The sequence below is a fragment of the Streptomyces sirii genome (assembly GCF_045690365.1).
GTDB classification, from domain to species: domain Bacteria; phylum Actinomycetota; class Actinomycetes; order Streptomycetales; family Streptomycetaceae; genus Streptomyces; species Streptomyces sirii.
Map to the genome: position 1 here is coordinate 4312382 of NZ_CP147982.1, position 25669 is coordinate 4338050.

The following is a 25669-nucleotide window of genomic DNA, read 5'->3' on the forward strand; positions in this document are numbered from 1 at the left end:
GCTCCTTACGCGGCCCCGTTCGTCCTCGCGACCCGGCTCTGTCCGCACCGCCACACACGCGCCCGTACGCATGTGCCAGGCTGTCGCTCGCAACAGACCGACGAGAAGGGGTCTCGGGTGGCCGCGCCACTGAAGCTGACACGCACACACCGGATACTCATCGGAGTGGTCATCACCGGTGCGGTGGTCATCGCCGCCATCGGCTTCGCCGGCTCCTACACGGCCGTACGCGACCTGGCCGTCAAGAAGGGCTTCGGCGACTTCGCCTACTTCTTCCCCATCGGGATCGACGCGGGCATCTGCGTCCTGCTCGCGCTGGACCTGCTGCTGACCTGGATCCGTATGCCCTTCCCGCTGTTGCGGCAGACGGCGTGGGTGCTGACCGTCGCGACGGTCGCGTTCAATGCCGCGGCGGCGTCCGATCCCTTGGGCATGGGCATGCACGCCGTCATCCCGGTGCTGTTCGTCGTCACCGTCGAGGCCGCCCGGCACGCCGTCGGGCGGATCGCCGACATCACGGCGGACAAGCACATGGAGGGTGTGCGCATCACGCGCTGGCTGCTGTCGCCGGTCCCGACGTTCCTGTTGTGGCGGCGGATGAAGCTGTGGGAGCTGCGGTCGTACGAGGCGGTGATCAAGCTGGAACAGGAACGGCTGGTGTACCAGGCGCGCCTGCGTTCGCGGTTCGGGCGGAGCTGGCGTCGCAAGGCTCCCGTGGAGTCCCTGATGCCGCTGCGGCTCGCCCGGTACGGAGTGCCGCTGGCGGAGACCGCCCCCGCGGGGCTCGCCGCCGCGGGCATCGAACCGCAGCTGCTGCCGGCGCCGGAGCGGTCCGTGACGCCCGCTTTGGAGCCACAGGCCCAGGAGCCGGGCCAGGAGCTGCCGAGCCAGTGGTTCGCGGCGTCGCAGCGCGTGTCGTACCAGGGTGACTACGACCCGGCGTACGTCGCGGAGCGGGAGCATCAGCCCGCGTACGACGAGCAGGAGCCGGTGCCGGCGCACGGCCAGGTCCCGGTGCCGGCGCCACGTATGCCGCAGCCCGCTGCGGAGCCCGAGCCGCAGATCCCGGTGCCGACCGGTGCCGGTGGGACGCGCCCGCTCGGCAAGGGCATCCCGGAGGCGGACCCGCGGCCTTCCCCGGAGCCGGCCGCGTCCCCCACCGACGAGGACCTCTACCAGGTGTTCCGGCGCTCGATAGAAGGCGAAGGCATGCCGACGCCGGGCGCGTTCGCGGCGAATCTGGAGGCGCAGTACGCGATCCGGCTGCCGGGGCGGGACCTGAACCGCTACGTGGACCAGTTCAGCGACCGCCTCAACGCGGAGCTGATGGAAGAGCACATCGCGTAACGCGCCGCAGTATCGGGCCCGTTGGAAGCCAACCGGTTCTTACCTACTTCTGGCCCGCATACCTGCGAATCGGCTGATGCCGCCCAGGGCCCCGGCCGTATCCGCCCGCCGGGCAACGCCGGCGACCCGCCGCCGATCCCCGAACAGCGCGACCGCGACCCGGAGCCCACGCCCGGACCCGAACTCCCGCCGGATACCGAGCAGTTGCACGACCGAGCACGTCCCGAAGCGGCACGTCCCGTCACAAGCGCAGCCCGTAGGGGCACGTCCCGTAGGGGTCGCGCGCGCCCCTTGCAGGCCACAACAAGGCGTAGGTGAAGGAGAATTCCCGCCTGGCCGGCCAGCGCCCCATCAGGCCGATCCCAAGGCCGACCAGCCCCAGCCCGGTAGGCGCCTGGACCGGGAAGACCTCAGCCCGACCGCTCCTCAGGCCGCCCCCGACTCCGCCCGCTTCTGCCTGCGCTTCTTGTCCATGTCGCCCCATACGGCCAGCGCGGCGCCGACCGCGAAGAGGCCGACGTAGGCGATCGACGGCAGCTCGAACCAGTGGGGCAGCAGGCCCCAGGCATGGTCGAAGAACGTCTGCCCGATGAAGCCCGCAGCGCCCTGGATCATGACGATGAAACCGATGAATCCCCTCATGGCTTCAGCGTGAAGGGTTCGGCCCCGGGGATCCTCCTCCCCGGGGCCGAACCCCTTCTCACCCCTGAGTCGCACGCCCGAGACGGCGTCTACGACTCAGCGGCAACGGCTCATCGCCGCAACGTCAGCCGCCGAGCAGCTTGCGCACCCGGTCGGCACCGACGGCCAGCAGCAGCGTGGGCAGCCGCGGCCCGGTGTCCCGGCCGACCAGCAGGTGGTAGAGCAGCGCGAAGAACGCGCGCTGGGCGGCCTTGAGTTCCGGAGTCGGCTTGGCGTCCGGCTCCAGACCCGCCTGGACCTTCGGCACGCCGTAGACCAGGGTCGTCAGACCGTCCAGCGACCAGTGCTCGTCGAGGCCGTCGAGCAGCAGCCGCAGCGAGCCGCGGGCCTGCTCGTCGAGGGTGGCCAGCAGCTCCTTGTCCGGCTCGTCGCGGACGATGGTGCGCTGGTCGGCCGGCACCTGGGTGGTGATCCAGTACTCGGCCCTGTCGAGCCGGGGCCGGGTCTCGTCCAGCGAGGTGACCGGCTTGTCGGGGTCGAGGTCGCTGAGGATGCGCAGTGTCTGCTCGTCGTGCCCGGCGGTGATGTCCATGACCGAGGCCAGGGTGCGGTACGGCAGCGGACGCGGGGTGGTCGGCAGCGGGCCGGCCGCGGTGCCGACCGCCCGGACGTAGGCGGCCTCGTCCGCGGGCTGGGCGGCGCCGTCGGCGACCTTGCCCGCCAGCTTGTCCCACTCGTCGTAGAGCCGCTGGATCTCCTGGTCGAAGGCGATCTTGAAGGACTGGTTGGGCTTGCGGCGGGCGTAGAGCCAGCGCAGCAGCGGCGCCTCCATGATCTTCAGCGCGTCGCCCGGGGTGGGCACGCCGCCCTTGGAGGAGGACATCTTGGCCATGCCGCTGATGCCGACGAAGGCGTACATGGGGCCGATGGGCTGGGCGCCGTCGAAGACCTCGCGGACGATCTGGCCGCCGACGACGAAGGAGGAGCCGGGCGAGGAGTGGTCGACACCGGACGGCTCGAAGACCACGCCCTCGTACGCCCAGCGCATCGGCCAGTCGACCTTCCAGACCAGCTTGCCGCGGTCGAACTCGCTCAGCCGGACCGTCTCGCCGAAGCCGCACGCCGTGCAGGTGTAGGACAGCTCGGTGGTCTCGTCGTCGTAGGCGGTGACGGTGGTGAGGTCCTTCTCGCACTGCCCGCAGTAGGGCTTGTACGGGAAGTAGCCGGACGAGCCGCCACTGCCGTCGTCCTCGCTCGCCGCGCCGGAGCCCTCGGCGGCCTCCAGCTCGGCCTCGTCGACGGGCTTCTGGGACTTCTTCGCGGGGCCCTTCTTCGTGCGGTACTGGCCGAGGATCCCGTCGATCTTCGCCCGGTGCCGCATCGCGTGCAGGACCTGCTCGCGGTAGGCGCCGGAGGTGTACCGCTCGGTCTGGCTGATGCCGTCGTACTCCACGCCCATCTCGGCCAGCGCCTCGATCATGGCGGCCTTGAAGTGCTCGGCCCAGTTCGGGTACGCGGAGCCGGCCGGGGCCGGGACCGAGGTCAGCGGCTTGCCGATGTGCTCGGCCCAGGACTCGTCGATGCCCGCGACGCCCGCCGGGACCTTGCGGTAGCGGTCGTAGTCGTCCCAGGAGATGAGGTGGCGCACCGTGTACCCGCGGCGGCGGATCTCGTCGGCGACCAGGTGCGGGGTCATGACCTCGCGGAGGTTGCCCAGGTGGATCGGGCCGGAGGGGCTCAGGCCCGAGGCGCAGACGATCACCGGGGCGGAGGCGTCCGCCGGGCCCGGTGCGGAAGCACCCGATGTCATTTTGCCCGGGGCGCGGCGCTCCGCCTCGGCAATGACCTCGTCCGCGAACCTGGAGACCCAGTCGGTCTCGGTGCTCTGCTGAGCCACGATCGGCCCTTCCTCTTCCTGGTGGTTTCCGGCTGCGCCCTCTTGCGCCGGATGACGCGCAAAAGCCTGACGGTGCCATTCTCCCAGACACCCGCCGTACGAAAATTCAGTGGTAGTGGCGTGGGATACTCCTTGGCAAACCCTTTCCACTCCGACGACACCTCCTCGTAGAAGAGAGTGCAGCTTCATGGCCTCGGTCCCTTCCCTCGCAGCCTCCGTCAACCAGCGTGTCGCGGACGCCCTCTCGGCAGCCCTGCCGGAGGCCGGTGCCGCCGACCCGCTGCTGCGACGAAGCGACCGGGCCGACTTCCAGGCCAACGGCATGCTGGCGCTGGCCAAGAAGCTCAAGGGCAACCCCCGGGAGCTGGCGGGCAAGGTCGTGGACGGCATCGACGCCGCCGATCTGATCAAGGAGATCGAGGTCTCCGGCCCCGGCTTCCTCAACATCACGATCGCGGACGAGGCGATCGTCAGGACGCTGGCCGCCCGCGCCGCCGACGGCGACCGGCTCGGCGTGCCGCTGAAGGAGAACCCGGGCGTCACGGTCGTCGACTACGCCCAGCCGAACGTGGCGAAGGAGATGCACGTCGGCCACCTGCGCTCGGCGGTCATCGGCGACGCGCTGCGCGCCATGCTCGACTTCACCGGCGAGAAGACGATCGGCCGGCACCACATCGGCGACTGGGGCACCCAGTTCGGCATGCTCATCCAGTACCTGATCGAGAACCCCGGCGAGCTGGCCCCGGCGGCCGACGTCGACGGCGAGCAGGCGATGAGCAACCTCAACCGGGTGTACAAGGCCTCGCGCGCGGTCTTCGACTCCGACGAGGGGTTCAAGGAGCGGGCGCGCAAGCGGGTCGTCGCCCTGCAGTCCGGCGACAAGGAGACCCTCGACCTGTGGCAGCGGTTCGTGGACGAGTCGAAGGTCTACTTCTACTCGGTCTTCGAGAAGCTGGACATGGAGATCCGCGACGAGGAGATCGTCGGCGAGTCGGCGTACAACGACATGATGGCCGAGACGGCGCGGCTGCTCGAGGAGTCCGGTGTCGCGGAGCGCTCCGAGGGCGCGCTCGTCGTCTTCTTCGACGAGATCCGCGGCAAGGACGACCAGCCAGTGCCGCTGATCGTGCAGAAGGCGGACGGCGGCTTCGGCTACGCGGCCTCGGACCTCTCCGCGATCCGCAACCGGGTCTTCGACCTGGACGCGACGACGCTGCTGTACGTCGTGGACGTCCGCCAGTCCCTGCACTTCCGGATGGTCTTCGAGACGGCCCGCCGGGCGGGCTGGCTCGGCGACGACGTCAAGGCCCACAACATGGGCTACGGCACCGTGCTCGGCGCGGACGGCAAGCCGTTCAAGACCCGTGCGGGCGAGACGGTCCGCCTGGAGGACCTGCTCGACGAGGCCGCCGAGCGGGCGACCGCGGTCGTGCGGGAGAAGGCCGAGAAGGTGGGCCTGAGCGAGGCGGAGATCGTCGAGAACGGGCGGTACGTCGGCATCGGCGCGGTGAAGTACGCCGACCTGTCGACCTCCCCGGCCCGGGACTACAAGTTCGACCTGGACCAGATGGTGTCGCTCAACGGCGACACGTCGGTGTACCTCCAGTACGCCTACGCCCGGATCCAGTCGATCAAGCGCAGGGCCGGCGACACCCGCCCGGCCGCCCACCCCGAGCTGCCGCTGCACCCGGCGGAGCGGGCCCTGGGCCTCCACCTCGACCAGTTCGGCGAGGTGCTCGCCGAGGCCGCGGCGTCCTACGAGCCGCACCGGCTCGCCGCGTATCTGTACCAGCTCGCCTCGCACCTGACCGCGTTCTACGAGAAGTGCCAGGTCGTCAGCGCCGACAACCCCGTCGAGGTGGTCGAGAACCGCCTCTTCCTCGTCGACCTGACCGGCCGCACCCTCCACAAGGGCATGGCCCTGCTCGGAATCCGTACTCCCGAGCGCCTCTGAGGCCTATCTCGCCTAGGCTCCGAAGGCCAACGGCCCCGTACCACCACGGTGTTGTACGGGGCCGCGCCGTTTTTTCTCCCGGGGAGGCGCATCAAGCGATGTACGAGCACAGCAGTCCCACGACGCACACCGCACCGAGCCGGCGCGCCGCGCTGGGCACCGGAGCCGGCCTCCTGGCAGCCGGTTTCCTGGCCGCCACCGCCGCACCCGCCACCGCCGCACCCGCCGGCGCGGCCACCCCCGCCACCGGCCCGCACGCGGCGCTGCGCCGCCTGGAGCGCGCGCACCGGGCCCGCGTCGGGGCCTTCGCCCACAACACCGCCACCGGTGCGACCGTCGCCTACCGGCCGCACACCCGCTTCGCGATGTGCTCGACCTTCAAGGCCCTCGCCGTCTCCGCCGTACTGCGCGATCTCGACCAGGACGGCGAGACGCTGGCGCGCCGCATCCACTACACCGCCGACGACGTGATCGACGGCTCCCCGGTGACCAAGTACCACGTCGCGACGGGGATGACCGTCGCCGAGCTGTGCGACGCGACCCTGCGGACCAGCGACAACACGGCCGGCAACCTGCTGCTGCGCGAGCTGGGCGGGCCGAGGGCGGTCACCGCCTTCGCCCGCTCCCTCGGCGACCCGGTCACCCGCCTGGACCGCTGGGAGCCGGAGCTGAACACCGCCGAGCCCTGGCGCCGGACGGACACCACCACCCCGTACGCCATCGCCCGCACCTTCGCCCGCGTCCTGGTCGGCGACGTCCTGCCCGCCGCCGACCGCGACCGGCTGACGGCGTGGATGAAGGCCAACGAGACGAACGTCGAGCGCTTCCGCGCCGGTCTGCCCAAGGACTGGGCGATCGCCGACAAGACGGGCTCCGGCGCGTACGGCACCGGCAACGACGTGGGCGTGGCCTGGACCGCGGACGGCACCCCGATCGTGCTGGCGGTGCTGACCCGCAAGGCGGACCGGGCCGCGACCTACGACAACCCGCTGATCGCGGACGTGACGAGGGTGCTGGCCCGGGCGGTGGCGGGCTGAGGGCACGTCAACCGGTCGGCACCGTCAGCCGGTCGGCACGTCCAGATAGGACGGCGCGGCCCGGGGCGAGCCGAAGGTGAGGGCGCCGCCGGCGCCGTTCGCGTCGCCGTAGAGCGGGTCCTTGGTGTCGACGACCAGCATCAGCCGATGGCCCTGCGGGACGTCGTACGCGGCGGCCTGCAGGGCGATGTCGGCGGTGACGGGCCGGCCCGCGCTGCCCTCCGGTGCGGTGAACGGCGCATGGGTGATGATGTGCGCCTTGCCGTCGGCGTCGACGTCGAAGAGGTGGGCGATGACCGTCGACCGGGCCGTGGTGGGCGTGTAGGTCAGCCGCAGCTTGGGGGCGCCGCGCAGCCGGGTGGTGGCCTCCAGGGGCGCGCCGGTCCATACGGCCGCGTTCTCACGGGAGATGGAGTCGGTCCGGTAGGTCTTGGGCAGGCCCGCCATCTCCGCGTAGCCCGCGGCGAAGACGATCTTCCCCGCGACGCTCGCGGTGGTGTCCTTGCCGGAGGTGATGGGCATCTGCCAGCCGGTGGACGGCGCGGCGCGCAGCACACCGTCGGTGCGTTCGCGCCCGGGTGCGGCCAGGTTGAGGCGCTGGGTGCGCTCGGTGAACGCGCCCCAGGTGGGCCGGGTTTCGCGCAGCCACGGCCAGTACTTCCACATCACCTGGCTGTTGACCTGGCCCTCGGTGTCGATGCCGTTGCGCTCGCCCTTGAGGAAGCGGTCGAACCAGCGCTTGGCGTCGTTGGTGACGTGGTTGGGCAGGCCCCCCAGGCCGGTCATCTCCGGGCCGGCGTGGTCCCCCACGGACAGGTCGATCCGCTTGGGCCCGGTCAGGGCGTTGAACGTCTTCAGCGACTGGTTGGAGGGGAAGAGCGTCTCGTGCCACGCCTGGGCGTAGAGGACCGGCACTTTACGCTTGTTGAGCTGGTTGAGGTACGTCTGCGGGGAGCGCTGCTTCGCCCAGGCCAGCGCCTGCGGGATGTTGCGGTTGGCGAGGAGGTCCGAGAATTCCTGGCGGGTGCTCGCGCTGAGACGGGCGTTGCCCGCGACGAGTTGCAGGGCCCGTACGGAGCCCAGGTGCCGGGTGCGGTTCTCGTAGAACGACTCGCCCAGGTCGCCCCAGGTGCTCAGCGCGGCGACCGCGTCCACCCGGGAGTCGTGGGCGGCGATCAGCTGGCTGAGGCCGGAGCCGTACGACAGTCCGGCGAAGCCGACCTTGGTGGTACGCCCCGGCGCGTGCGCGATGAGGTAGTCCAGCGCCTTGGAGCCGTCCTGGACGTCCAGCGGGCCGCCCGCGTCGACCTCGCCCTCCGAGGAGCCGAAGCCGCGCGCGGAGTAGGCCAGGACGTTGTAGCCGGACAGCGCGTACTTCGTCGCCATGACCGCGTAGGTGTGCCAGCCCGCCTGCGTCCAGGGGGACGGCAGGACGATGGCGGGGCGCGGCGCGTCGTCCGGGTGGATCCAGGCGGCGCCGTCCAGCTTGTCGCCGTTGACACCGGGGATCTTCACCAGCTGGAAGGGCGCCGCGGCCGAGGCCGGTGCGGCCGGAGCCGACGGCCGGGCCTCGGCGACGGCGGGGGTGGCCATGGAAAGGGCAAGCGCGGTGGCCGGGACCACCGCGCATCTGACCAAGCGGGAACGTAACACGTCCGAAGTGCTCTTCTCTTCAGGGGAATTGAGGCGCAGAACCGCTGCGTACGATCATGAATGCGCGCACCTCGACTCCCCCAAACAGCACCGTCGGGCGAGATGGATCACAGCCGGCGGATCACCGGCGATGAACCACCGGCGGGGGATCACAGCCCCCGCGCGACCTCCGTCGCCCAGTAGGTCAGGATCATGTTCGCCCCGGCCCGCTTGATGCCGGTCAGCGTCTCCAGGATGGCCCTGTCCCGGTCGATCCAGCCCTTCTCGGCAGCCGCCTCGACCATCGCGTACTCACCCGAGATCTGATACGCCGCCACCGGCACGTCCACCGCGTCCGCGATCTTCGCCAGCACGTCCAGGTACGGCAGCGCCGGCTTGACCATGACCATGTCGGCGCCCTCGTCGAGGTCGAGCGCCAGCTCGCGCAGCGACTCGCGGAGATTGGCCGGGTCCTGCTGGTAGGTCTTGCGGTCGCCCTTCAGCGACGAGCCCACGGCCTCGCGGAAGGGGCCGTAGAACGCCGACGAGTACTTCGCGGTGTAGGCGAGGATCGAGACGTCCTCGTGGCCGGTCTGGTCCAGCGCGTCGCGGACGACGCCGACCTGGCCGTCCATCATGCCGCTGGGCCCGACGGCGTGGACGCCGGCGTCGGCCTGGACCTGCGCCATCTCGGCGTACCGCTCCAGCGTCGCGTCGTTGTCGACCCGGCCCTGGGCGTCCAGCACACCGCAGTGGCCGTGGTCGGTGTACTCGTCCAGGCACAGGTCCGACATGATCACGAGGTCGTCGCCGACCTCGGCCCGCACGTCCTGGATGGCGAGCTGGAGGATCCCGTCGGGGTCCGTACCGGCCGTCCCCGCGGCGTCCTTCTTCTCGTCGAGCGGGACGCCGAAGAGCATGATCCCCGAGACGCCGGCCGCGGCCGCCTCGACCGCGGCCTTCCGCAGCGTGTCGCGGGTGTGCTGGACGACGCCCGGCATGGCGCCGATCGGCACCGGCTCGTCGACGCCCTCCCGCACGAACGCCGGGAGGATCAGATCGGACGGGTGCAGGCGGTACTCCGCGACCATCCGTCGCATGGCGGGGGTGGTACGCAGCCGCCGCGGCCGCGCCCCCGGAAAGCTTCCGTACTTCGTCATACCGCCCACGCTACGCCCGCCCCGCACCCTCCCATGCCGACGCCGCGTCGGCCGCCTGAACGGACCTCCTGCCGTACGCCGCCGAGCACCGACGGCGGACGAACAGCCGGCCGGACACACAGGAAGGGCGCCCCGATAACGAGGCGCCCTTCCTGGTTCGATGTCGGCTTCAGCGTCAGCTGCGAGCCCGCCGCCGCGAGCCCGGTCGGCGCTCGCTGGGCCGGGTGACCGGGTCACCGGCCTCGATCGCGGCATCGCGCCGCGCCGCGCCGAAGTCCGCGAGGGCCTCGGCCAGCTTGTGCACCGAAGGCTCCGGCGACATGACGTCCACCCGCAGCCCGTGCTCCTCGGCCGTCTTGGCGGTGGCCGGGCCGATGCAGGCGATCACCGTCACGTTGTGCGGCTTGCCGGCGATGCCGACGAGGTTCCGCACGGTCGACGACGATGTGAAGAGCACCGCGTCGAAGCCACCGCCCTTGATGGCTTCCCGGGTCTCGGCCGGCGGCGGCGAGGCGCGCACGGTCCGGTAGGCGGTGACGTCGTCGACCTCCCAGCCCAGCTCGATCAGGCCCGCCACCAGCGTCTCGGTGGCGATGTCGGCGCGCGGCAGGAACACCCGGTCGATCGGGTCGAAGACCGGGTCGTAGGGCGGCCAGTCCTCCAGCAGCCCGGCGGCGGACTGCTCGCCGCTCGGCACCAGGTCGGGCTTCACGCCGAAGGCGACCAGCGCCTTGGCGGTCTGCTCGCCGACCGCGGCGACCTTGATCCCGGCGAAGGCGCGGGCGTCGAGCCCGTACTCCTCGAACTTCTCCCGCACCGCCTTGACCGCGTTGACCGAGGTGAAGGCGATCCACTCGTAGCGGCCGGTGACCAGGCCCTTGACCGCGCGCTCCATCTGCTGCGGGGTACGCGGCGGTTCGACGGCGATGGTCGGGACCTCGTGCGGCACCGCGCCGTACGAGACGAGCTGGTCGGAGAGCGACGCGGCCTGCTCCTTCGTACGCGGCACGAGCACCCGCCAGCCGAAGAGCGGCTTGGACTCGAACCACGAAAGGCGGTCGCGCTGCGCGGCGGCGCTGCGCTCACCGACCACGGCTATGACCGGCTGGCCGCCGTCGGCCGAGGGCAGCACCTTCGCGGCCTTGAGCACCTGGGCGATGGACCCGAGGGTGGCGGTCCAGGTGCGCTGGCGGGTGGTGGTGCCGGCGACGGTGACGGTCATCGGGGTGTCCGGCTTGCGGCCCGCGGAGACCAGTTCGCCGGCGGCCGCGGCGACGGCGTCGAGGGTCGTGGAGACCACGGCGGTGGCGTCGCTGGTGCCCAGCTCGGCCCAGCAGCGGTCATCGGCGCAGCGTGCGTCGATGAAGCGCACGTCGGTGCCCTGGGCGTCGCGCAGCGGCACACCGGCGTACGCGGGCACGCCGACGGCCGCGGCGATGCCGGGCACCACCTCGAAGACGATGCCCTCGGCGGCGCAGGCCAGCATCTCCTCGGCGACGTTTCCGTCCAGGCCGGGGTCGCCGGTGACCGCCCGTACGACCCGCTTGCCCGCACGGGCGGCCGTCATGACAAGATTGGCGGTGTCCCGAAGGGTGGAAACACCGTTTGGGGAGACGGGGTTTGACGCCTCGTCAGCTGACGCCTGCAGTGGTGTGTCCACGTGTGCGCGCGCATGCGCACGCACGACGTCCAGCACCTGCGGGTCGGCGATCAGTACGTCCGCGGAGGCCAGCGCCTCCACGGCACGCAGCGTCAGCAGACCCGGGTCTCCCGGCCCGGCACCCAGGAAGGTGACCTGACCGGAGGCGGAGTGGTTTGGGGCGGTGGGGTTCAAAGTGCTCGCTCCCCCATAAGACCGGCCGCACCCTTCGCGAGCATCTCGGCGGCGAGTTCCCGGCCCATGTTCTGCGGGGTCGAGACATCGTCGGGAGAGGCGGGTACGTGCCCGGTGGTGGACATCTGCACCAGCGTGCTGCCGTCGGTCGAGCCGACGACACCGCGCAGGTGCAATTCGGTGACAGCCTGCTCGTCAGCCTTGGGGCCTCCCCTGCTCGAGCGAAGTCGAGAGCTTGGGGAAAGCTCGGCAAGCGCTCCGACGGGTGCGGAGCAGCCGGCCTCCAGGGCGGCGAGCAGGGAACGCTCGGCGGTCACGGCGGCCCGGGTGTCCGGGTCGTCGAGCTCGGCGAGCGTGGCGACGAGGTCTGCGTTGGCCGCAGCACACTCGATCGCCAGTGCCCCCTGGCCGGGGGCGGGCAGAACCACGTCGGGCGACAGCAGTTGCGTCGCCTCGTCGATGCGGCCGATCCGGGTGAGTCCGGCGGCGGCCAGTACGACCGCGTCCAGTTCGCCCTTCTCGACGAAACCGATGCGGGTGTCGATGTTCCCGCGTATCGGCACGGTCTCCACGCGCCGGCCCAGCGACCTGGCCCAGGCGTTGAGCTGCGACATCCTCCTGGGGGACCCTGTCCCCACCCGGGCGCCGTCGGGCAGTTGCTCAAACGTGAGCCCGTCCCGGGCGATCAGCGCGTCACGGGGGTCTTCCCGTACGGGGATCGCGGCCAGGGCGAGGTTCTCGGGCTGCGTGGTGGGCAGGTCCTTGAGCGAGTGGACGGCGAAGTCGATGTCCCCGGCGAGCAGCGCGTCGCGCAGCGCGGAGACGAAGACGCCGGTACCGCCGATCTGCGCGAGGTGCTCGCGGGAGGTGTCGCCGTAGGTGGTGATCTCCACCAGCTCGACGGGGCGGCCGGTCAGCTCGCGCACCGCCTCGGCGATCCGTCCGGACTGGGCCAGGGCGAGTTTGCTGCGCCGTGTGCCCAGCCTGAGGGCTCTGTCAGTGCTGTCGTTCATGACCGCTCCCGTGCATCGTGGCTGCCGCCGCGCGTGTCGGCCCGGCTGACGGCGGCAACCGTCTGGGGGTCGAGGTCGAAGAGTTCGCGCAGCGCGTCGGCGTACCCGGCGCCGCCGGGCTCGCTGGCGAGCTGCTTGACCCGCACGGTGGGCGCGTGCAGGAGTTTGTCGACGACGCGGCGCACGGTCTGGGTGATCTCGGCGCGCTGCTTGTCGTCCAGGTCGGGCAGGCGGCCGTCGAGCCGGGCGATCTCACCGGCGACGACGTCCGCGGCCATGGTGCGCAGGGCGACCACGGTCGGGGTGATGTGCGCGGCGCGCTGGGCGGCGCCGAAGGCCGCGACCTCGTCGGAGACGATGGCGCGCACCTTGTCCACGTCGGCCGCCATCGGAGCGTCGGCGGAGGCGTCGGCCAGCGACTCGATGTCGACGAGGTGCGCGCGCTCGATGCGGTGCACCGCGGCGTCTATGTCGCGCGGCATGGCGAGGTCGAGCAGCGCCAGCGGCGCCTCGCGGCCCTCCAGCGCGGTCGCGACCAGTTCGCCGCCGAGGACCAGGCCGGTCGCGCCGGTGCAGGAGACCACGATGTCGGCGACCGCCAGCTCGTGCTCGACACAGCTCATCGCCGCCGCCCGGGCGCGCAGCCCTCCCCCAAGTTCTCGGCTCCGCTCGAACAGGGAGGTACCCCCACCGGCGCCGGGCCCGCCCGGCTCGGTGAGGATCTCGACGAGCCGCTCGGCGCGCGCCACCGTACGGTTGGCGACCGCGAGCTCGCCGATGCCGGCCCGCACCAGGGTGGTGGCGGCCAGCGACGACATCGAACCGGCGCCGATGACCAGCGCGCGCTTACCGCGTGCCCAGGCCTCGACGTCCCGGCCGGCCGCCAGCTGCTCCAGGCCGAAGGTGACCAGCGACTGGCCGGCCTTGTCGATGCCGGTCTCGCTGTGGGCGCGCTTACCGACCCGCAGGGCCTGCTGGAACAGGTCGTTCAGCAGCCGCCCGGCGGTGTGCTGCTCCTGGGCGACGGCCAGCGCGTCCTTGATCTGGCCGAGGATCTGGCCCTCGCCGATGACCATCGAGTCCAGGCCGCAGGCCACCGAGAACAGGTGGTGGACGGCGCGGTCCTCGTAGTGGACGTAGAGGTAGGGGGTGAGCTCCTCCAGGGCGGCACCGCCGTGGCGCGCCAGGAGGGTGGACAGCTCGGCGACACCGGCGTGGAACTTGTCCACGTCGGCGTAGACCTCGATGCGGTTGCAGGTGGAGAGCACCGCGGACTCGGTGACCGGCTCGGCCGACACCGCGTCCTGCAGCAGCTTGCCGCGCGCCTCCGGGGCGAGCGCGGCCCGCTCCAGCACGCTCACCGGCGCGCTGCGATGACTCAGTCCGACGACAAGAAGGCTCATGCTCGCACCTCGCTTCGCGAGGCACAGCCTGCGCCTGTGACGCACCTTTCGATGATTCGCTCGCTCATGCCGGCATCACGGCGGGGACGTCCCCGTCCGGTCCCTTGCGGTCGCCGCCGACGGCAGCGGCGGCGTCGCCGACGGCGGCGGCTTCGGCACGGTCGGCCGGGGCCGCGGCGCCGCTCTCGGGTCCGCCCTCCTCGCCCGCCTTGCGCTGCTCGTGGAAGGCGAGGATCTGCAGCTCTATCGACAGGTCGACCTTGCGTACGTCGACCCCGTCGGGGACGGTCAGCACGGTCGGCGCGAAGTTGAGGATCGAGGTGACGCCGGCGGCGACCAGGCGGTCGCAGACCTGCTGGGCGGCCCCGGCCGGCGTGGCGATCACGCCGATCGAGACGCCGTTGCTCCCGATGATGTGTTCCAGCTCGTCGGTGTGCTGGACCGCGATACCGGCGACGGGCTTGCCGGCCATGGCCGGGTCGGCATCGATCAGCGCGGCGACGCGGAAGCCCCTGGAGGCGAAGCCGCCGTAGTTGGCGAGGGCGGCGCCGAGGTTACCGATACCGACGATCACAACCGGCCAGTCCTGGGTCAGGCCCAGTTCCCGCGAGATCTGGTAGACGAGGTACTCCACGTCGTAGCCGACGCCCCGGGTCCCGTAGGAGCCCAGGTAGGAGAAGTCCTTCCGCAGCTTGGCGGAGTTGACCCCCGCCGCGGCCGCGAGCTCCTCGGAGGAGACCGTGGGCACCGAGCGCTCGGAGAGCGCGGTCAGTGCGCGCAGATACAGCGGAAGCCTGGCGACGGTGGCCTCGGGAATCCCTCGGCTTCGGGTCGCCGGTCGGTGAGTTCGGCCAGTTGCCACGGTGCTCCTGCGGGTAGAGCGGGGCTGCGGGCGCCCGTACGGAACCCGACCGCCCTGTCCACTGCAGGCTATGTCTTTGTGAACGCGTGCACAAAGATGGTGTCCGTTTTGCCCGGCCAAAGTGATGGGGGTCACGCGGCTTTTACGGGCCTTCGCGGAACCAACTCCCACGTCACACCGTTCACTCGCGCCGCTCGTGAAACACGGCAGCACCGACGGGAGCACGGGCCCTCACTCCTCACCGCTATACCCCCACACGCCTACAAATCGCCCACCGATGGTAGTCGACCCAGGCCCCCGGGAGCACCGCCCGCGACCCGGCACAATGGGCTCCATGGCCCCTCTGTTCAGCCGCAGCCCCCGCAAGAGCCCCGCCGACCGGATGGTCACCCTCATCGGCAAGCCGGGCTGCCACCTGTGCGACGACGCGCAGGCGGTGATCGAGCAGGTGTGCGCCGAGACGGGCGCGTCGTGGGAGAAGAAGGACATCACCGAGGACGCCGAGCTGCACCACAAGTACTGGGAGCAGATTCCGGTCGTCCTGGTCGACGGCGCCCAGCACGACTTCTGGCGCGTCGACCCCAAGCGGCTGCGTACGGCCCTGGGCGCCTGAGCCTCCCGGGCGGCGGTAGGAACGCCTCGCGGATGGCCGTAACGCAACCGTCCGCCGCTCCAGGCCTCGCGGACACGCGCCCGTAACCGGAACCCCCGAACAAACTGGCTACGCTAGCGCCATGTCCCTCCCGTCTCCCGACCAGCACCCCGGCAGGAGTCCCCACGGGACGCCCTCCGGCGCCTCCAGCGCCCGCCGGTCCGGCTGGAGGCCCTCCGGGGCGCTCTTCCCGCTGGGCTGGTTCCCGCGCCGCCGACAGCCCACCACGGCCCGCAGCGTGCTCGCCGGCGAGGCCGCTGCCGAGGCCGCCCGCAAGACCTCACAGGAGGCCGAGGAGGCCCAGGCCGCCGAGGCGACCCCCGCCGAGCCGGAGTTCCCGGTCGTCGGGGACACCGCGGCCGCCGCCTTCTTCGACCTCGACAACACGGTCATGCAGGGCGCCGCGCTCTTCCACTTCGGCCGCGGCCTGTACAAGCGGCACTTCTTCCACAAGCGCGACCTGGCCCGCTTCGCCTGGCAGCAGATCTACTTCCGGCTGGCCGGCTCGGAGAACCCCGAGCACATGGCGGACGTCCGCAACAGCGCGCTGTCCATCGTCCAGGGCCATCGCGTCGCCGAGTTGATGTCCATCGGCGAGGAGATCTACGACGAGTACATGGCCGAGCGCGTCTGGCCCGGCACCCGCGCGCTCGCCCAGGCCCACCTCGACGCCGGCCAGAAGGTCTGGCTGGTGACCGCGGCCCCGGTCGAGACCGCGACGATCATCGCCCGCCGGCTCGGCCTGACCGGAGCTCTGGGCACCGTCGCCGAATCCGTCGGCGGCGTCTACACGGGCAAGTTGGTCGGCGAGCCGCTGCACGGCCCGGCCAAGGCCGAGGCGGTGCGCGCACTGGCCGCGGCCGAGGGCCTGGACCTGTCGCACTGCGCCGCCTACAGCGACTCCGCCAACGACATCCCGATGCTCTCGCTCGTCGGACACCCCTACGCCATCAACCCCGACAGCCGGCTGCGCAAGCACGCCCGGGCGCACGGCTGGCGGCTGCGCGACTACCGCACCGGCCGCAAGGCGGCCAAGATCGGTATTCCGGCGGCGGCCGGAGTGGGCGCCCTGGCGGGCGGTGCCGCCGCCGCGGTCGCCCTGCAGCGCCGCCGCCGCTGACCAGTCGTGATCGCCGGGCGGCGGCGGGGACCATCCACCCTCCATACCCCCTCCGCCGCCCCGTCAGTCCCGTTGCTTGCAGTCAGCCACAACACGCCCTCCAACCAGGCAGATTGCACACCCTTCCGATCAAAAGTTGCTCAGTATTCGATACTTGATCTGCCACCAACCCGGCACGGACCGTAAGTAATCGATGATTTGAGCAACTGGGTGTAGCGCTGCCTGTACGAAGCGTTATTCTCCTCAGACGCAATCCGGAACCCACACGTCCCTACGACGAGTGAACGGTCCCGCACTGCACGTGATGGAAGCTCTGCCTCTGGGAGTCCCGTGTACCCACACGTCGGGGTTGACGCCTCGGGCCTGGCTACGCTGCGTACGACACTCGTCGACCACCTGCGCAGTTTCGTCCCCACCGCGTACGCCGTCCCCGCCTTCGCCTCAACCGTCCCCACCTCCGGACACTGCTACGCCCTGGCCGACGGGAGTGCCGCGGTCAGCAAGCCCGCCGCCGGCCGGACCCGCCGCTCCGGCGCCGGCACGACCACCGCCCGACGCCCCGCCGACAGCGACAGCCGTCGCATGATGGACCTCGTCGAACGAGCCCAGGCCGGCGAGGCCGAGGCCTTCGGCCGCCTCTACGACCAGTACGCCGACACGGTCTACCGCTACATCTACTACCGCGTGGGTGGCCGCGCCACGGCCGAGGACCTCACCAGCGAGACCTTCCTGCGCGCCCTGCGCCGCATCGGCACCTTCACCTGGCAGGGCCGCGACTTCGGCGCCTGGCTGGTGACCATCGCCCGCAATCTCGTCGCCGACCACTTCAAGTCCTCGCGCTTCCGCCTGGAAGTGACCACCGGAGAGATGCTCGACGCCAACGAGGTCGAGCGCAGCCCCGAGGACTCGGTCCTCGAATCCCTCTCCAACGCCGCCCTGTTGGAGGCGGTACGCAAGCTCAACCCCCAACAGCAGGAATGCGTCACGCTGCGCTTTCTGCAAGGCCTCTCGGTCGCCGAGACCGCCCGCGTGATGGGCAAGAACGAGGGCGCGATCAAGACCCTCCAGTACCGCGCCGTACGCACCCTGGCGCGCCTCCTGCCCGAAGACGCCCGCTGACCCGACCCACCCCCGCCCCACCCCCCGTACGCCCCTCTTCCGACCGCCCGCACGCCGCTGTTCGCTCACGTTTGGTGACCGACCATGACCGGTCGGTCAGATCATCGTGAGTGCGTAACCCGAGTGCCGAGCCGCTCGTTGTGCGGGATGCAGGCTCCATGCGGTCACGCCATGCCCGCTGCCTCTCACTCGATCGAGTGGCCGTGGACAATCGGCGTGCAACCGTCCGGTCCGTCTGGATAGTCAAAGCCAGTCCGGGGAGTCGAGCGGGATGACGAGAGGAGGTGCCGCCCGTGATCGCGAATGTCTCGGTGCACCGGCGGGCCAACGCCTTCGCCCAGGCCCTGGAGGACCAGGTCCTCGAGGGCGCGGCGGCCGAGGAACAGGTCGACAATCCGGCGCCGGCGCCGGGCGAAGCACGGCTGTTGGCGGTCGCCGACGGCCTCGGGAAGCTCCCGAGGCCGGAGATGGCCACCGAGGTCAAGACTGTCCAGCGCGCACAGCTCCTGGCCGCGATGGAGGCCGCCTTCGCCGAAGGCGCTCCGTCCGACGGCGTCGGGGCACCCGAGCAGCGTGAACACAGGGGCGCGCACCGCGCCACGAAATCGATCGGCCGGCTACGGCCGCGCTCCCGCCTCTCCAAGGGGCTGGCCGCGGGCGGTCTGACGGTCGGCGTCGCAGCCGGAGCCTTCAGCGGCGTCGCCGCCGCCAGCTCCGACGCCCTCCCGGGCGACTCCCTGTACGGCCTCAAGCGCGGCATGGAGGACCTCAAGCTCGGCATGGCCGACGACGACTCCGACCGCGGCCGGCTCTATCTGGACCAGGCCTCCACCCGCATGATGGAGGCCCGCCGGCTGATGGAGCGGGGCCGGGTCGCCGACCTCGACCACGAGTCCCTCGGCGAGGTCCGCAAGGCGCTCTCCGGCGTCAAACACGACGCGGGCGAGGGACACCGCCTGCTGCACCAAGCGTACGAGCGCGATGGCTCGCTCGGCCCCATCCAGGCGCTGAACTCCTTCACCAAGTCCCATCGCGGAACTTGGTCGCAGCTGCGCGACAGGCTCCCGCTGCAGCTCATGGACGTCCGCGACGAGGTCAGTTCGGTCTTCGACGCCATAGACCAAGAGGTCGGTCCGCTGCGTTCGCTGCTTCCCACCGCCCCGGACGGCAAGAACCACCCGCACGACACGCCGGCCTCCGCGGGCGCCGGCTCCGGCCACGACGGCCGCCCGGCACCGTCCGGCAGCCGGGCCCGCTCCGGCGAGCACGCGGGCGGCTCGCACGCCCCGCGCCCGTCGTCCTCACCGTCGCAGGAGAGCGGTCTGCTCGGCGGCGGTACGGGCGGCCTGCTCGACCCGCCGGCCAAGGGCGGCAGCCCGTCGCCGCACGACGGCGGCAAGGGCCATGACGCCGACAGCCGGCCCGACGTCACCCTTCCGCCGCTGCTCCCGGGGCTGCTCCCCCGCCTGGGCATCGACGGCGAGGACCTCTCGAAGTAGCTCGGGCGGCCCGCCGCGGCGGCGCTCGGTGTTCTCTCAGAAGAACACCGAGCGCCGCTGCACGAGCAGCTTGTAGAGGGTGTGCTGAATCGTTTCCCGCACCTGGTCGGTCAGGTTGAACATCAGCATCGGATCGTCCGCCGCCTCCGGCGGATAGCCGTCCGTCGGGATCGGCTCACCGAACTGGATCGTCCACTTCGTCGGGAGCGGCAGCGCGCCCAGCGGCCCCAACCAGGGGAACGTCGGCGTGAGCGGGAAGTACGGCAGCCCCATCACCCGCGCCAGCGTCTTGGCGTTCCCGATCATCGGGTAGATCTCCTCCGCGCCCACGATCGAGCACGGCACGATCGGCACCCCGGCCTTCAGCGCCGTCGAGACGAAGCCGCCCCGCCCGAAGCGCTGCAGCTTGTAGCGTTCCGCGAAGGGCTTGCCGATGCCCTTGAAGCCCTCCGGCATCACGCCCACGATCTCGCCGCGCTCCAGCAGCCGCTGTGCGTCCTCCGCGCAGGCCAGGGTGTGCCCCGCCTTGCGCGCCAGCTCGTTTATCACCGGCAGGACGAACACCAAATCGGCCGCCAGCAGCCGCAGATGGCGCTGTGCGGGGTGGTTGTCGTGCACCGCGACCTGGAGCATCAGCCCGTCCAGCGGCAGTGTCCCGGAGTGGTTGGCGACGATCAGCGCCCCGCCGTCGGAGGGGATGTTCTCGACGCCCTTGACCTCGACCCGGAAGTACTTCTCGTAGAACGGCCGCAGCAGCGACATCAGGACCTGGTCGGTCAGCTCCTCGTCGTAGCCGAAGTCGTCGACCTCGTAGTCGCCGGTGATCCGGCGGCGCAGGAAGGCCAGCCCGCCCGCGATCCGCTGGTCCAGGGTCCGCGGGCTCGGCGGCGGGGGTGCCGCCGGCGGGTGCTCGGTCCGCGCTTCCGGGACGGGCGCCAGCGCCGTTCCGCGCCCCGCGCGCCCGGCCCGCCGGGCCTTCCTGCGCGCCCGAGGCTCCTCGCCGAAGGGAATGACCTTGGCGTCCGCCATCGTGGGTGAACTCCTCACTGGGTCGGGCCGCCGGGTGCGGGCAGCACGCCGGCGAGCCGGTCGACGGTACGGGCGAGGGACTCGGGCGGCAGCAGCCCGGGTCCGCGGCTGCGGGCGAATTCCGCGAAGGTCTCCGCCGTCGTGTACTTCGGGTGGAAGCCCAGTGTCTCGCGCATCTGCGTCGTCTCGACGACCCTGCCGTGCGTGAGCAGCCGGATCTGTTCCGGCGAGAAGTCCGTGATGCCGATGGACCGCAGCGCCGTACCGGCCCAGGTCACCGTCGGCAGGAACAGCGGCAGAGTGGGCCGCCCCAGCCGCCGGGAGGTCTGCGACAGCAGCAGGACGCCGTCGCCGGCGACGTTGAAGGTGCCGCTGTTGAGGGTGCCGCGGCGCGGCGCGGCGGCGGCGATCCGCAGCACCTCGATGGCGTCGTCCTCGTGGACGAACTGCAGCCGCGGGTCGTAGCCAAAGACAGTGGGCAGCACGGGCAGCGAGAAGTACTCGGCGAGCGGGGAGTCCGCGCACGGCCCGAGGATGTTGGCGAAGCGCAGTACGCACACCGCCACATCGGGCCGGCGCCGCGCGAAGCCGCGTACATACCCCTCGACCTCGACGACGTCCTTGGCGAAGCCACCGCTCGGCAGCGACTTCGGCGAGGTGGTCTCGGTGAAGACGGCGGGGTCGCGGGACGCGGAGCCGTAGACGCTGGTGCTGGACTTGACGACCAGGCGCTGCACGTTCGGGGCCTTCTGGCAGGCGCCGAGCAGCTGCATCGTCCCGATGACGTTGGTTTCCTTCACCGAGGAGCGGCCGCCGCGCTTGCCCAGCGGTGCGCCGTTGATGTCCATATGGACGACCGTGTCGACACCCGTCTCGGCCAGGACCCTGGCGATCGCCGGATGCCGGATGTCGGCCTTGAGGAACTCCGCGCCCCCCAGATGGTGCTCCGGTGGCACGGCGTCGACCCCGATCACCCGGTCGACATCGGGATCGCGCTGGATCCGGCGGACGAACCGGCCGCCCAGCTGCCGTGCGACTCCCGTGACGAGCACGACCTTGCCCAAGATCAGCCCTTCCTTCCCGCCGCGACTTCCCCTGGCCCAGCTGTGCCGACCACGCTAGCCGGTCGGTGTTGCGCGGTGATGACCGCGGGATGCCCGCGGCGACATTTCCGTCCGACCACCGTCCATACGGCCCACAAACACCGCAGCCCCCCGTCGCACACAGGCGATGGGGGGCTGCGAAATCGCGATCAGCGCCGCTTACTTCTTGTTACGGCGCTGAACACGGGTGCGCTTGAGCAGCTTGCGGTGCTTCTTCTTGGCCATCCGCTTGCGCCGCTTCTTGATAACAGAGCCCACGACTACCCTCGCTCACTTCGAATCACTCGGTGCGGGGCGTCCGAGCCCACACTACCTACATCGGGCCAGCCTACCCGGCGCCGGGCGAACGGCGTAATCCGAGGGTCGGCGACGGACCCGTCAGGCTGATTCCACCCCCACATAGGACTCACGGAGATAGTCGTGAACGGCCTGCTCCGGAACCCGGAAAGACCTCCCCACGCGAATAGCGGGCAGATGACCGCTGTGCACCAGGCGGTACACGGTCATCTTGGACACTCGCATCACCGTGGCGACTTCCGCCACTGTCAGGAACACGACCTCGTTCAGAGGCCTCTGGTCTGCAGCCATGCCACACCTGCACCTTCCGCATAAGACGGTCACCGGCTTCCCCTCCGGTGACTCTTCGTCGCTATGCGCTCACTCCCCAGATTAGGGGCGGGTGATGCGAGTGGGGAAGAGGAGCAGCGAACTGCCGCCTAACGTGAAAGATACGCCCGATTGAGTACATAACGGATCAGCGGTCGGTAGGACGCCGCCCGGGCGGCGTCATCGAGAGGCACTACCTCGGCCACCCGCCCCTCCGCCTGCCCGACGAACAGCGCCGGGTCGTCCGTGTCGGCCAGCCCGATCGCCTCGATGCCCAGTTGACCTGCCCCGCAGACCCAGCCGTGGTCCCCGATCACGAGCCCCGGCAGTGGCCCTCCGGCAGCCGCGGCGACCCCCAGAGCGGTCCGTACGGGGAGCGGCGAATGGGTGTGTACGCCCCCCACCCCGGGCGCGCCCCGCACGCCGGTTTCTCGCATCAGCGCGACTCCCCGTACGTAGTCCAGGACACGGGTACGTACGCCGAACCGGGTCGCTATGTCGACACAGGAGCCATACGCCGGGGTGAGTACGGGGCAGCCCGCCGCCGAGAGGGCGTCTGCCAGGGCGGCGTAGAACTCCAGCAACCGGTGCGGATGACCGGTGCCGAGCAGCACCGGTGTCCGACGGCCGGCAGCCGCGCCGATCCGGTCGGCGAAGCGATCGAGAGCCGCGATCGTACGGTCCGGATCGATCACATCCGGCCCGGAAGTGTGCGCGGGATCGACCGCAACCCCGCACTTCTGCCCCATCAGTCGCAGTACTTCACCAAGCGGCCAGTCCCGTTCGGGATCCAGCCCCAACAGCACCCGCGGGTCCCGCGCCGCGAAGAGCCGATATCGCCCCAGGCTCTTCTCCCGCATGGTCGCGATCGTCCCCGCGAGCCGCGCCTCGACCAGATGCGCCCGCAGTTCCCCGGTGCCCAACACGGGCCCCATGCTGTCCCGTTGACCGCCCTACGGTTGCCCCAACCGACGGGTAGTCACACCTCCGAGGCAACGGGGCGCCGGAACGGGCTGATGGAGCGGCCAACTGGGCGGCTTGGGCCAGCCGTCTTCTCAGGCATGCCCGTTGCCGGCGACTCCGCCTTGACTGGCCGCCTTCTCGGGCGCGCACGTCGACCAGCCGCCCCCTCAGGCACACACCTTGACGAACCGTCTGCGCAAGCCACGCACCGAACCCGGGAATACCCCCCGAACCCCCGACGCTGTGGCCCCGCAGGGGGCGCTCGCATCCCCTACGGGAAGTGTTCGCCCCACCCCTAAGGCAGCAACCCGTGCGCCGGAAACACCGCCCGGCGCGTCGCCAGCACCGCCTGGTCCAGCCGATCGGCCGGGTCGTAGCCGTCGTCGACGAAGTCCCGCCAGCTCGGCGTGCGCCCGTCCGTCATCCGCTGCGGCGCCAACTGCCGCGTCCGGCGGAACACTTCGTGCCGCCAGGCCTCCGGCACCATCGACCCCGGGTCGATCGGCCGGCCCGCCGCGATCGCGGTCAGATGTGTCCAGCTGCGCGGCACCACGTCCACCACCGCATAGCCCCCGCCCCCGAGCGCGACCCACCGCCCGTCCGCGAGCTCATGCGCCAGCTCATGGCACGACTCGGCCACCATCCGCTGCGCGTCCAGGCTCACCGCGAGATGCGCCAGCGGATCCTCGAAGTGGGTGTCCGCACCGTGCTGCGTCACGATCACCTGCGGCCGGAAGGCCCGCAGCAGCTCCGGCACCACCGCGTGAAAAGCCCGCAGCCAGCCCGCGTCCCCAGTCCCGGCCGGCAGCGCCACATTGGCCGCGCTGCCCTCCGCGCCCTCCCCACCGGTCTCCTCCGCCCAGCCGGTCTGCGGGAAGAGCGTCCGCGGATGCTCGTGCAGCGAGATCGTCAGTACCCGCGGGTCCTCCCAGAACGCCGCCTGCACCCCGTCGCCGTGGTGCACATCCACATCCACGTACGCGACCCGCTCGGCGCCCAGCTCCAGCAACCGGGCGATCGCCAGCGACGCGTCGTTGTAGATGCAGAAGCCGGACGCGCCGCCCGGCATGGCGTGGTGCAGGCCGCCGGCGAAGTTCACCGCATGCGCCGCGTCGCCGCGCCAGACGGCCTCCGCCGCGCCGACCGACTGCCCGGCGATCAGCGCCGACGCCTCGTGCATCCCCGCGAACGCCGGATCGTCCGCCGTGCCCAGTCCGTACGACGGGTCCGCGGCGGCAGGATCGGCCGAGGCCCGGCGGACCGCCGCGATGTAGTCCTCACGATGCACCAGCCGCAGGGTCGAGTCCCCGGCAGGCTTGGCCGCGACCACCTCCAGCGGCCCCCGGTCGAGCTCGTACGCCTCCACCAAACGCATGGTCAGCGCGAGCCGGACCGGGTCCATCGGATGCCCGGGCCCGAAGTCGTAGCCCGTTACTGCCTCATCCCACATCAGCTGTGCGCGGCCGCTCATGCCCGTCACCGTATCGGGCCTCCGGCCCCCCGAACGAGCGGGCATACACGAGCGTCACCAGCACCAGTGCCATCGGTACGAGCATCGCCCCCCGATAGCTCCAGGCATCGCCGAGCGCACCCACCAGCGGAGAACCGATCAAGAAGCCGACATAGTTGAAGATGTTCAGTCGTGCGACGGCCATATCCGAAGCTCCGGCGCCCTGCTTCTCAAAGGCGTACCGCCCCACCGCCGCAAAGGTCTGCGGCACGATCACACACAGCCCGAGCCCCAGCAGCGTGAACCCCGCCATCCCCGCCCAGGCCCCCGGCGCGGCCGCAACCACCGCGAAGCCACCCGCCGCGAGCACCGTCCCGCACCGCACCACCGCGACCGCCCCGAAGCGCCGCACCCCCAGGTCGCCCACCGCCCGCCCGAGGAGCGTGGTGACCATATAGACGTTGTACGGAACCGTGGCGAGCTGCTCCGAGCTCCCCAGGACGTCCTGCAGATACTTCGCGCTCCAGTTGGAGACCGTCGAGTCCCCGATGTACGCGAACGCCATCACCAGACACAGCGGCAACAGCAGCCTCATGGCGACAGGGGCGCCGGCCTCCCCCGTCCCCCTGGGGTCCTGCCCCTGCGCCTCGTGCCCTCGTGGCCGGTCCACGAACCACCGGCCCGCGACGAGCGCGAGCGGTACCAGGACGGCCACCACCGGCCCGTACAGCAGCGCCAGCGAGAGCTTCCAGTGCGCTCCGGCCCAGGCCAGCGACGCCCCCACGATGCCGCCCAGGCTGTACGCGGCGTGGAAGCCGAGCATGATGCTGCGCCCGTAGGCCCGCTGCAGGCTCACCCCGAGCATGTTCATCGAGGCGTCCAACGCCCCCACCGCCAGCCCGAAGACCGCCAGCGCCACCGCCGCCTGTGCCATCGAGTGGACCGCCCCGACGGCCAGCAGCGCCAGGCACACCACCGGCTGCACCAGCCGCAACACCCGGCTCGGCCGTACCCGCTTCACCAGCTGCTCGGTGACGACGCTGCCCACTCCCGCGAGGACCGGCACGGCGGCCAGGAAGGCCGGCAGCAGGCCGTCCGAGATCCCGTAGCGGTCCTGGATCGCGGGTATTCGGGTCACGAGGAGGGCGAAGACCGCTCCCTGGACGAGGAAGCTGACGGCGAGCGAGGCCCGGCCGCGCCGCAGCTGCACCCCTGGTGCCAGAGGGTCCGTTGGTGCCGGAGGAGCCGTCATGGCCGCTCAGCCTAGAACTCGCCCCTACCGCTGGGTAGATGCCGCACACCGTCAATTCCGACGTATGCCCGACAGGTGATCCCGAGTCACTGACG

The 25669-nt window shown here is 71.2% G+C and carries 22 protein-coding genes; 7 read left to right on the forward strand and 15 right to left on the reverse strand.

Going from position 1 to position 25669, the window contains the following annotated elements:
• Positions 1-117: 117 nt before the first annotated feature.
• Positions 118-1347 (forward strand): DUF2637 domain-containing protein, encoded by a 1230-nt coding sequence (locus WAB15_RS19300; RefSeq protein ID WP_407286999.1) that lies wholly within the window; start codon positions 118-120, stop codon positions 1345-1347.
• Positions 1348-1773: 426 nt separating this feature from the next.
• Here the strand turns inward: WAB15_RS19300 and WAB15_RS19305 are convergent, their stop codons facing one another.
• Both WAB15_RS19305 and lysS read right to left on the reverse strand, forming a co-directional pair.
• On the reverse strand, positions 1774-1989 hold the full coding sequence (locus WAB15_RS19305) for a hypothetical protein (protein WP_399146435.1): 216 nt from the start codon (positions 1987-1989) through the stop codon (positions 1774-1776).
• A gap of 124 nt (positions 1990-2113) precedes the next feature.
• Positions 2114-3886, reverse strand: a complete 1773-nt coding sequence (lysS, locus tag WAB15_RS19310) for a lysine--tRNA ligase (RefSeq protein ID WP_399146434.1) — start codon at positions 3884-3886, stop codon at positions 2114-2116.
• Positions 3887-4073: 187 nt separating this feature from the next.
• Here lysS and argS point away from each other — a divergent pair, with 187 nt between their 5' ends.
• Both argS and bla read left to right on the forward strand, forming a co-directional pair.
• Positions 4074-5840, forward strand: coding sequence for an arginine--tRNA ligase (gene argS / locus WAB15_RS19315; RefSeq protein ID WP_399146433.1), 1767 nt, complete (start codon positions 4074-4076; stop codon positions 5838-5840).
• A gap of 98 nt (positions 5841-5938) precedes the next feature.
• Positions 5939-6877, forward strand: a complete 939-nt coding sequence (gene bla / locus WAB15_RS19320) for a class A beta-lactamase (RefSeq protein ID WP_407287000.1) — start codon at positions 5939-5941, stop codon at positions 6875-6877.
• Positions 6878-6901: 24 nt separating this feature from the next.
• Here the strand turns inward: bla and WAB15_RS19325 are convergent, their stop codons facing one another.
• The 6 genes from WAB15_RS19325 to WAB15_RS19350 form a co-directional block, all read right to left on the reverse strand.
• Complete coding sequence (locus WAB15_RS19325) at positions 6902-8470, reverse strand: CocE/NonD family hydrolase (protein ID WP_407287001.1); 1569 nt, start codon at positions 8468-8470, stop codon at positions 6902-6904.
• A 209-nt stretch (positions 8471-8679) separates the two neighbouring features.
• Positions 8680-9669, reverse strand: coding sequence for a porphobilinogen synthase (gene hemB / locus WAB15_RS19330; RefSeq protein WP_407287002.1), 990 nt, complete (start codon positions 9667-9669; stop codon positions 8680-8682).
• A 175-nt stretch (positions 9670-9844) separates the two neighbouring features.
• Entirely contained in the window at positions 9845-11503 is a 1659-nt protein-coding gene (locus WAB15_RS19335) for a uroporphyrinogen-III synthase (RefSeq protein WP_407287003.1), read from the reverse strand.
• On the reverse strand, positions 11500-12516 hold the full coding sequence (hemC, locus tag WAB15_RS19340) for a hydroxymethylbilane synthase (protein WP_407287004.1): 1017 nt from the start codon (positions 12514-12516) through the stop codon (positions 11500-11502). Before hemC ends, WAB15_RS19335 begins: the two co-directional genes overlap by 4 nt.
• Positions 12513-13919 (reverse strand): glutamyl-tRNA reductase, encoded by a 1407-nt coding sequence (locus tag WAB15_RS19345; RefSeq protein WP_399146427.1) that lies wholly within the window; start codon positions 13917-13919, stop codon positions 12513-12515. Before WAB15_RS19345 ends, hemC begins: the two co-directional genes overlap by 4 nt.
• A gap of 64 nt (positions 13920-13983) precedes the next feature.
• On the reverse strand, positions 13984-14781 hold the full coding sequence (locus tag WAB15_RS19350; RefSeq protein WP_407287005.1) for a redox-sensing transcriptional repressor Rex: 798 nt from the start codon (positions 14779-14781) through the stop codon (positions 13984-13986).
• A gap of 334 nt (positions 14782-15115) precedes the next feature.
• Between WAB15_RS19350 and WAB15_RS19355 the strand changes: the two genes are divergently transcribed.
• From WAB15_RS19355 to WAB15_RS19370, 4 genes are all read left to right on the forward strand, one after another.
• A complete protein-coding gene (locus WAB15_RS19355; RefSeq protein ID WP_399146425.1) occupies positions 15116-15394 on the forward strand; it encodes a glutaredoxin family protein in 279 nt (92 codons plus the stop codon).
• A gap of 277 nt (positions 15395-15671) precedes the next feature.
• Complete coding sequence (locus tag WAB15_RS19360) at positions 15672-16553, forward strand: HAD family hydrolase (protein ID WP_393498528.1); 882 nt, start codon at positions 15672-15674, stop codon at positions 16551-16553.
• A gap of 330 nt (positions 16554-16883) precedes the next feature.
• Positions 16884-17672, forward strand: a complete 789-nt coding sequence (locus tag WAB15_RS19365; protein WP_399146424.1) for an ECF subfamily RNA polymerase sigma factor, BldN family — start codon at positions 16884-16886, stop codon at positions 17670-17672.
• A gap of 293 nt (positions 17673-17965) precedes the next feature.
• A complete protein-coding gene (locus WAB15_RS19370) occupies positions 17966-19171 on the forward strand; it encodes a DUF5667 domain-containing protein (RefSeq protein ID WP_399146423.1) in 1206 nt (401 codons plus the stop codon).
• A gap of 36 nt (positions 19172-19207) precedes the next feature.
• On the opposite strand, the gene WAB15_RS19375 is transcribed toward WAB15_RS19370, so the two are convergent.
• The 7 genes from WAB15_RS19375 to WAB15_RS19405 all read right to left on the reverse strand — a co-directional run bounded on the left by WAB15_RS19375 (position 19208) and on the right by WAB15_RS19405 (position 25574).
• On the reverse strand, positions 19208-20200 hold the full coding sequence (locus WAB15_RS19375; RefSeq protein ID WP_399146422.1) for a lysophospholipid acyltransferase family protein: 993 nt from the start codon (positions 20198-20200) through the stop codon (positions 19208-19210).
• Positions 20201-20214: 14 nt separating this feature from the next.
• Entirely contained in the window at positions 20215-21264 is a 1050-nt protein-coding gene (locus WAB15_RS19380; RefSeq protein WP_407287006.1) for an NAD-dependent epimerase/dehydratase family protein, read from the reverse strand.
• 198 nt (positions 21265-21462) lie between these two features.
• A complete protein-coding gene (locus tag WAB15_RS19385; protein WP_003948845.1) occupies positions 21463-21561 on the reverse strand; it encodes a 30S ribosomal protein bS22 in 99 nt (32 codons plus the stop codon).
• 120 nt (positions 21562-21681) lie between these two features.
• The gene (locus WAB15_RS19390) at positions 21682-21891 is read right to left on the reverse strand and encodes a helix-turn-helix domain-containing protein (RefSeq protein WP_014144137.1); all 210 of its coding nucleotides are present in this window, start codon (positions 21889-21891) and stop codon (positions 21682-21684) included.
• A 128-nt stretch (positions 21892-22019) separates the two neighbouring features.
• Positions 22020-22835 (reverse strand): phosphatase, encoded by an 816-nt coding sequence (locus WAB15_RS19395; RefSeq protein ID WP_399146420.1) that lies wholly within the window; start codon positions 22833-22835, stop codon positions 22020-22022.
• 332 nt (positions 22836-23167) lie between these two features.
• Positions 23168-24343 carry an acetoin utilization protein AcuC gene (locus tag WAB15_RS19400; protein WP_407287007.1) on the reverse strand — a complete coding sequence of 392 codons (1176 nt, stop codon included), beginning with the start codon at positions 24341-24343 and terminating at the stop codon, positions 23168-23170.
• Positions 24312-25574 (reverse strand): MFS transporter, encoded by a 1263-nt coding sequence (locus tag WAB15_RS19405; RefSeq protein WP_407287008.1) that lies wholly within the window; start codon positions 25572-25574, stop codon positions 24312-24314. The genes WAB15_RS19400 and WAB15_RS19405 overlap by 32 nt, the downstream gene beginning before the upstream one ends.
• Positions 25575-25669: the final 95 nt, after the last annotated feature.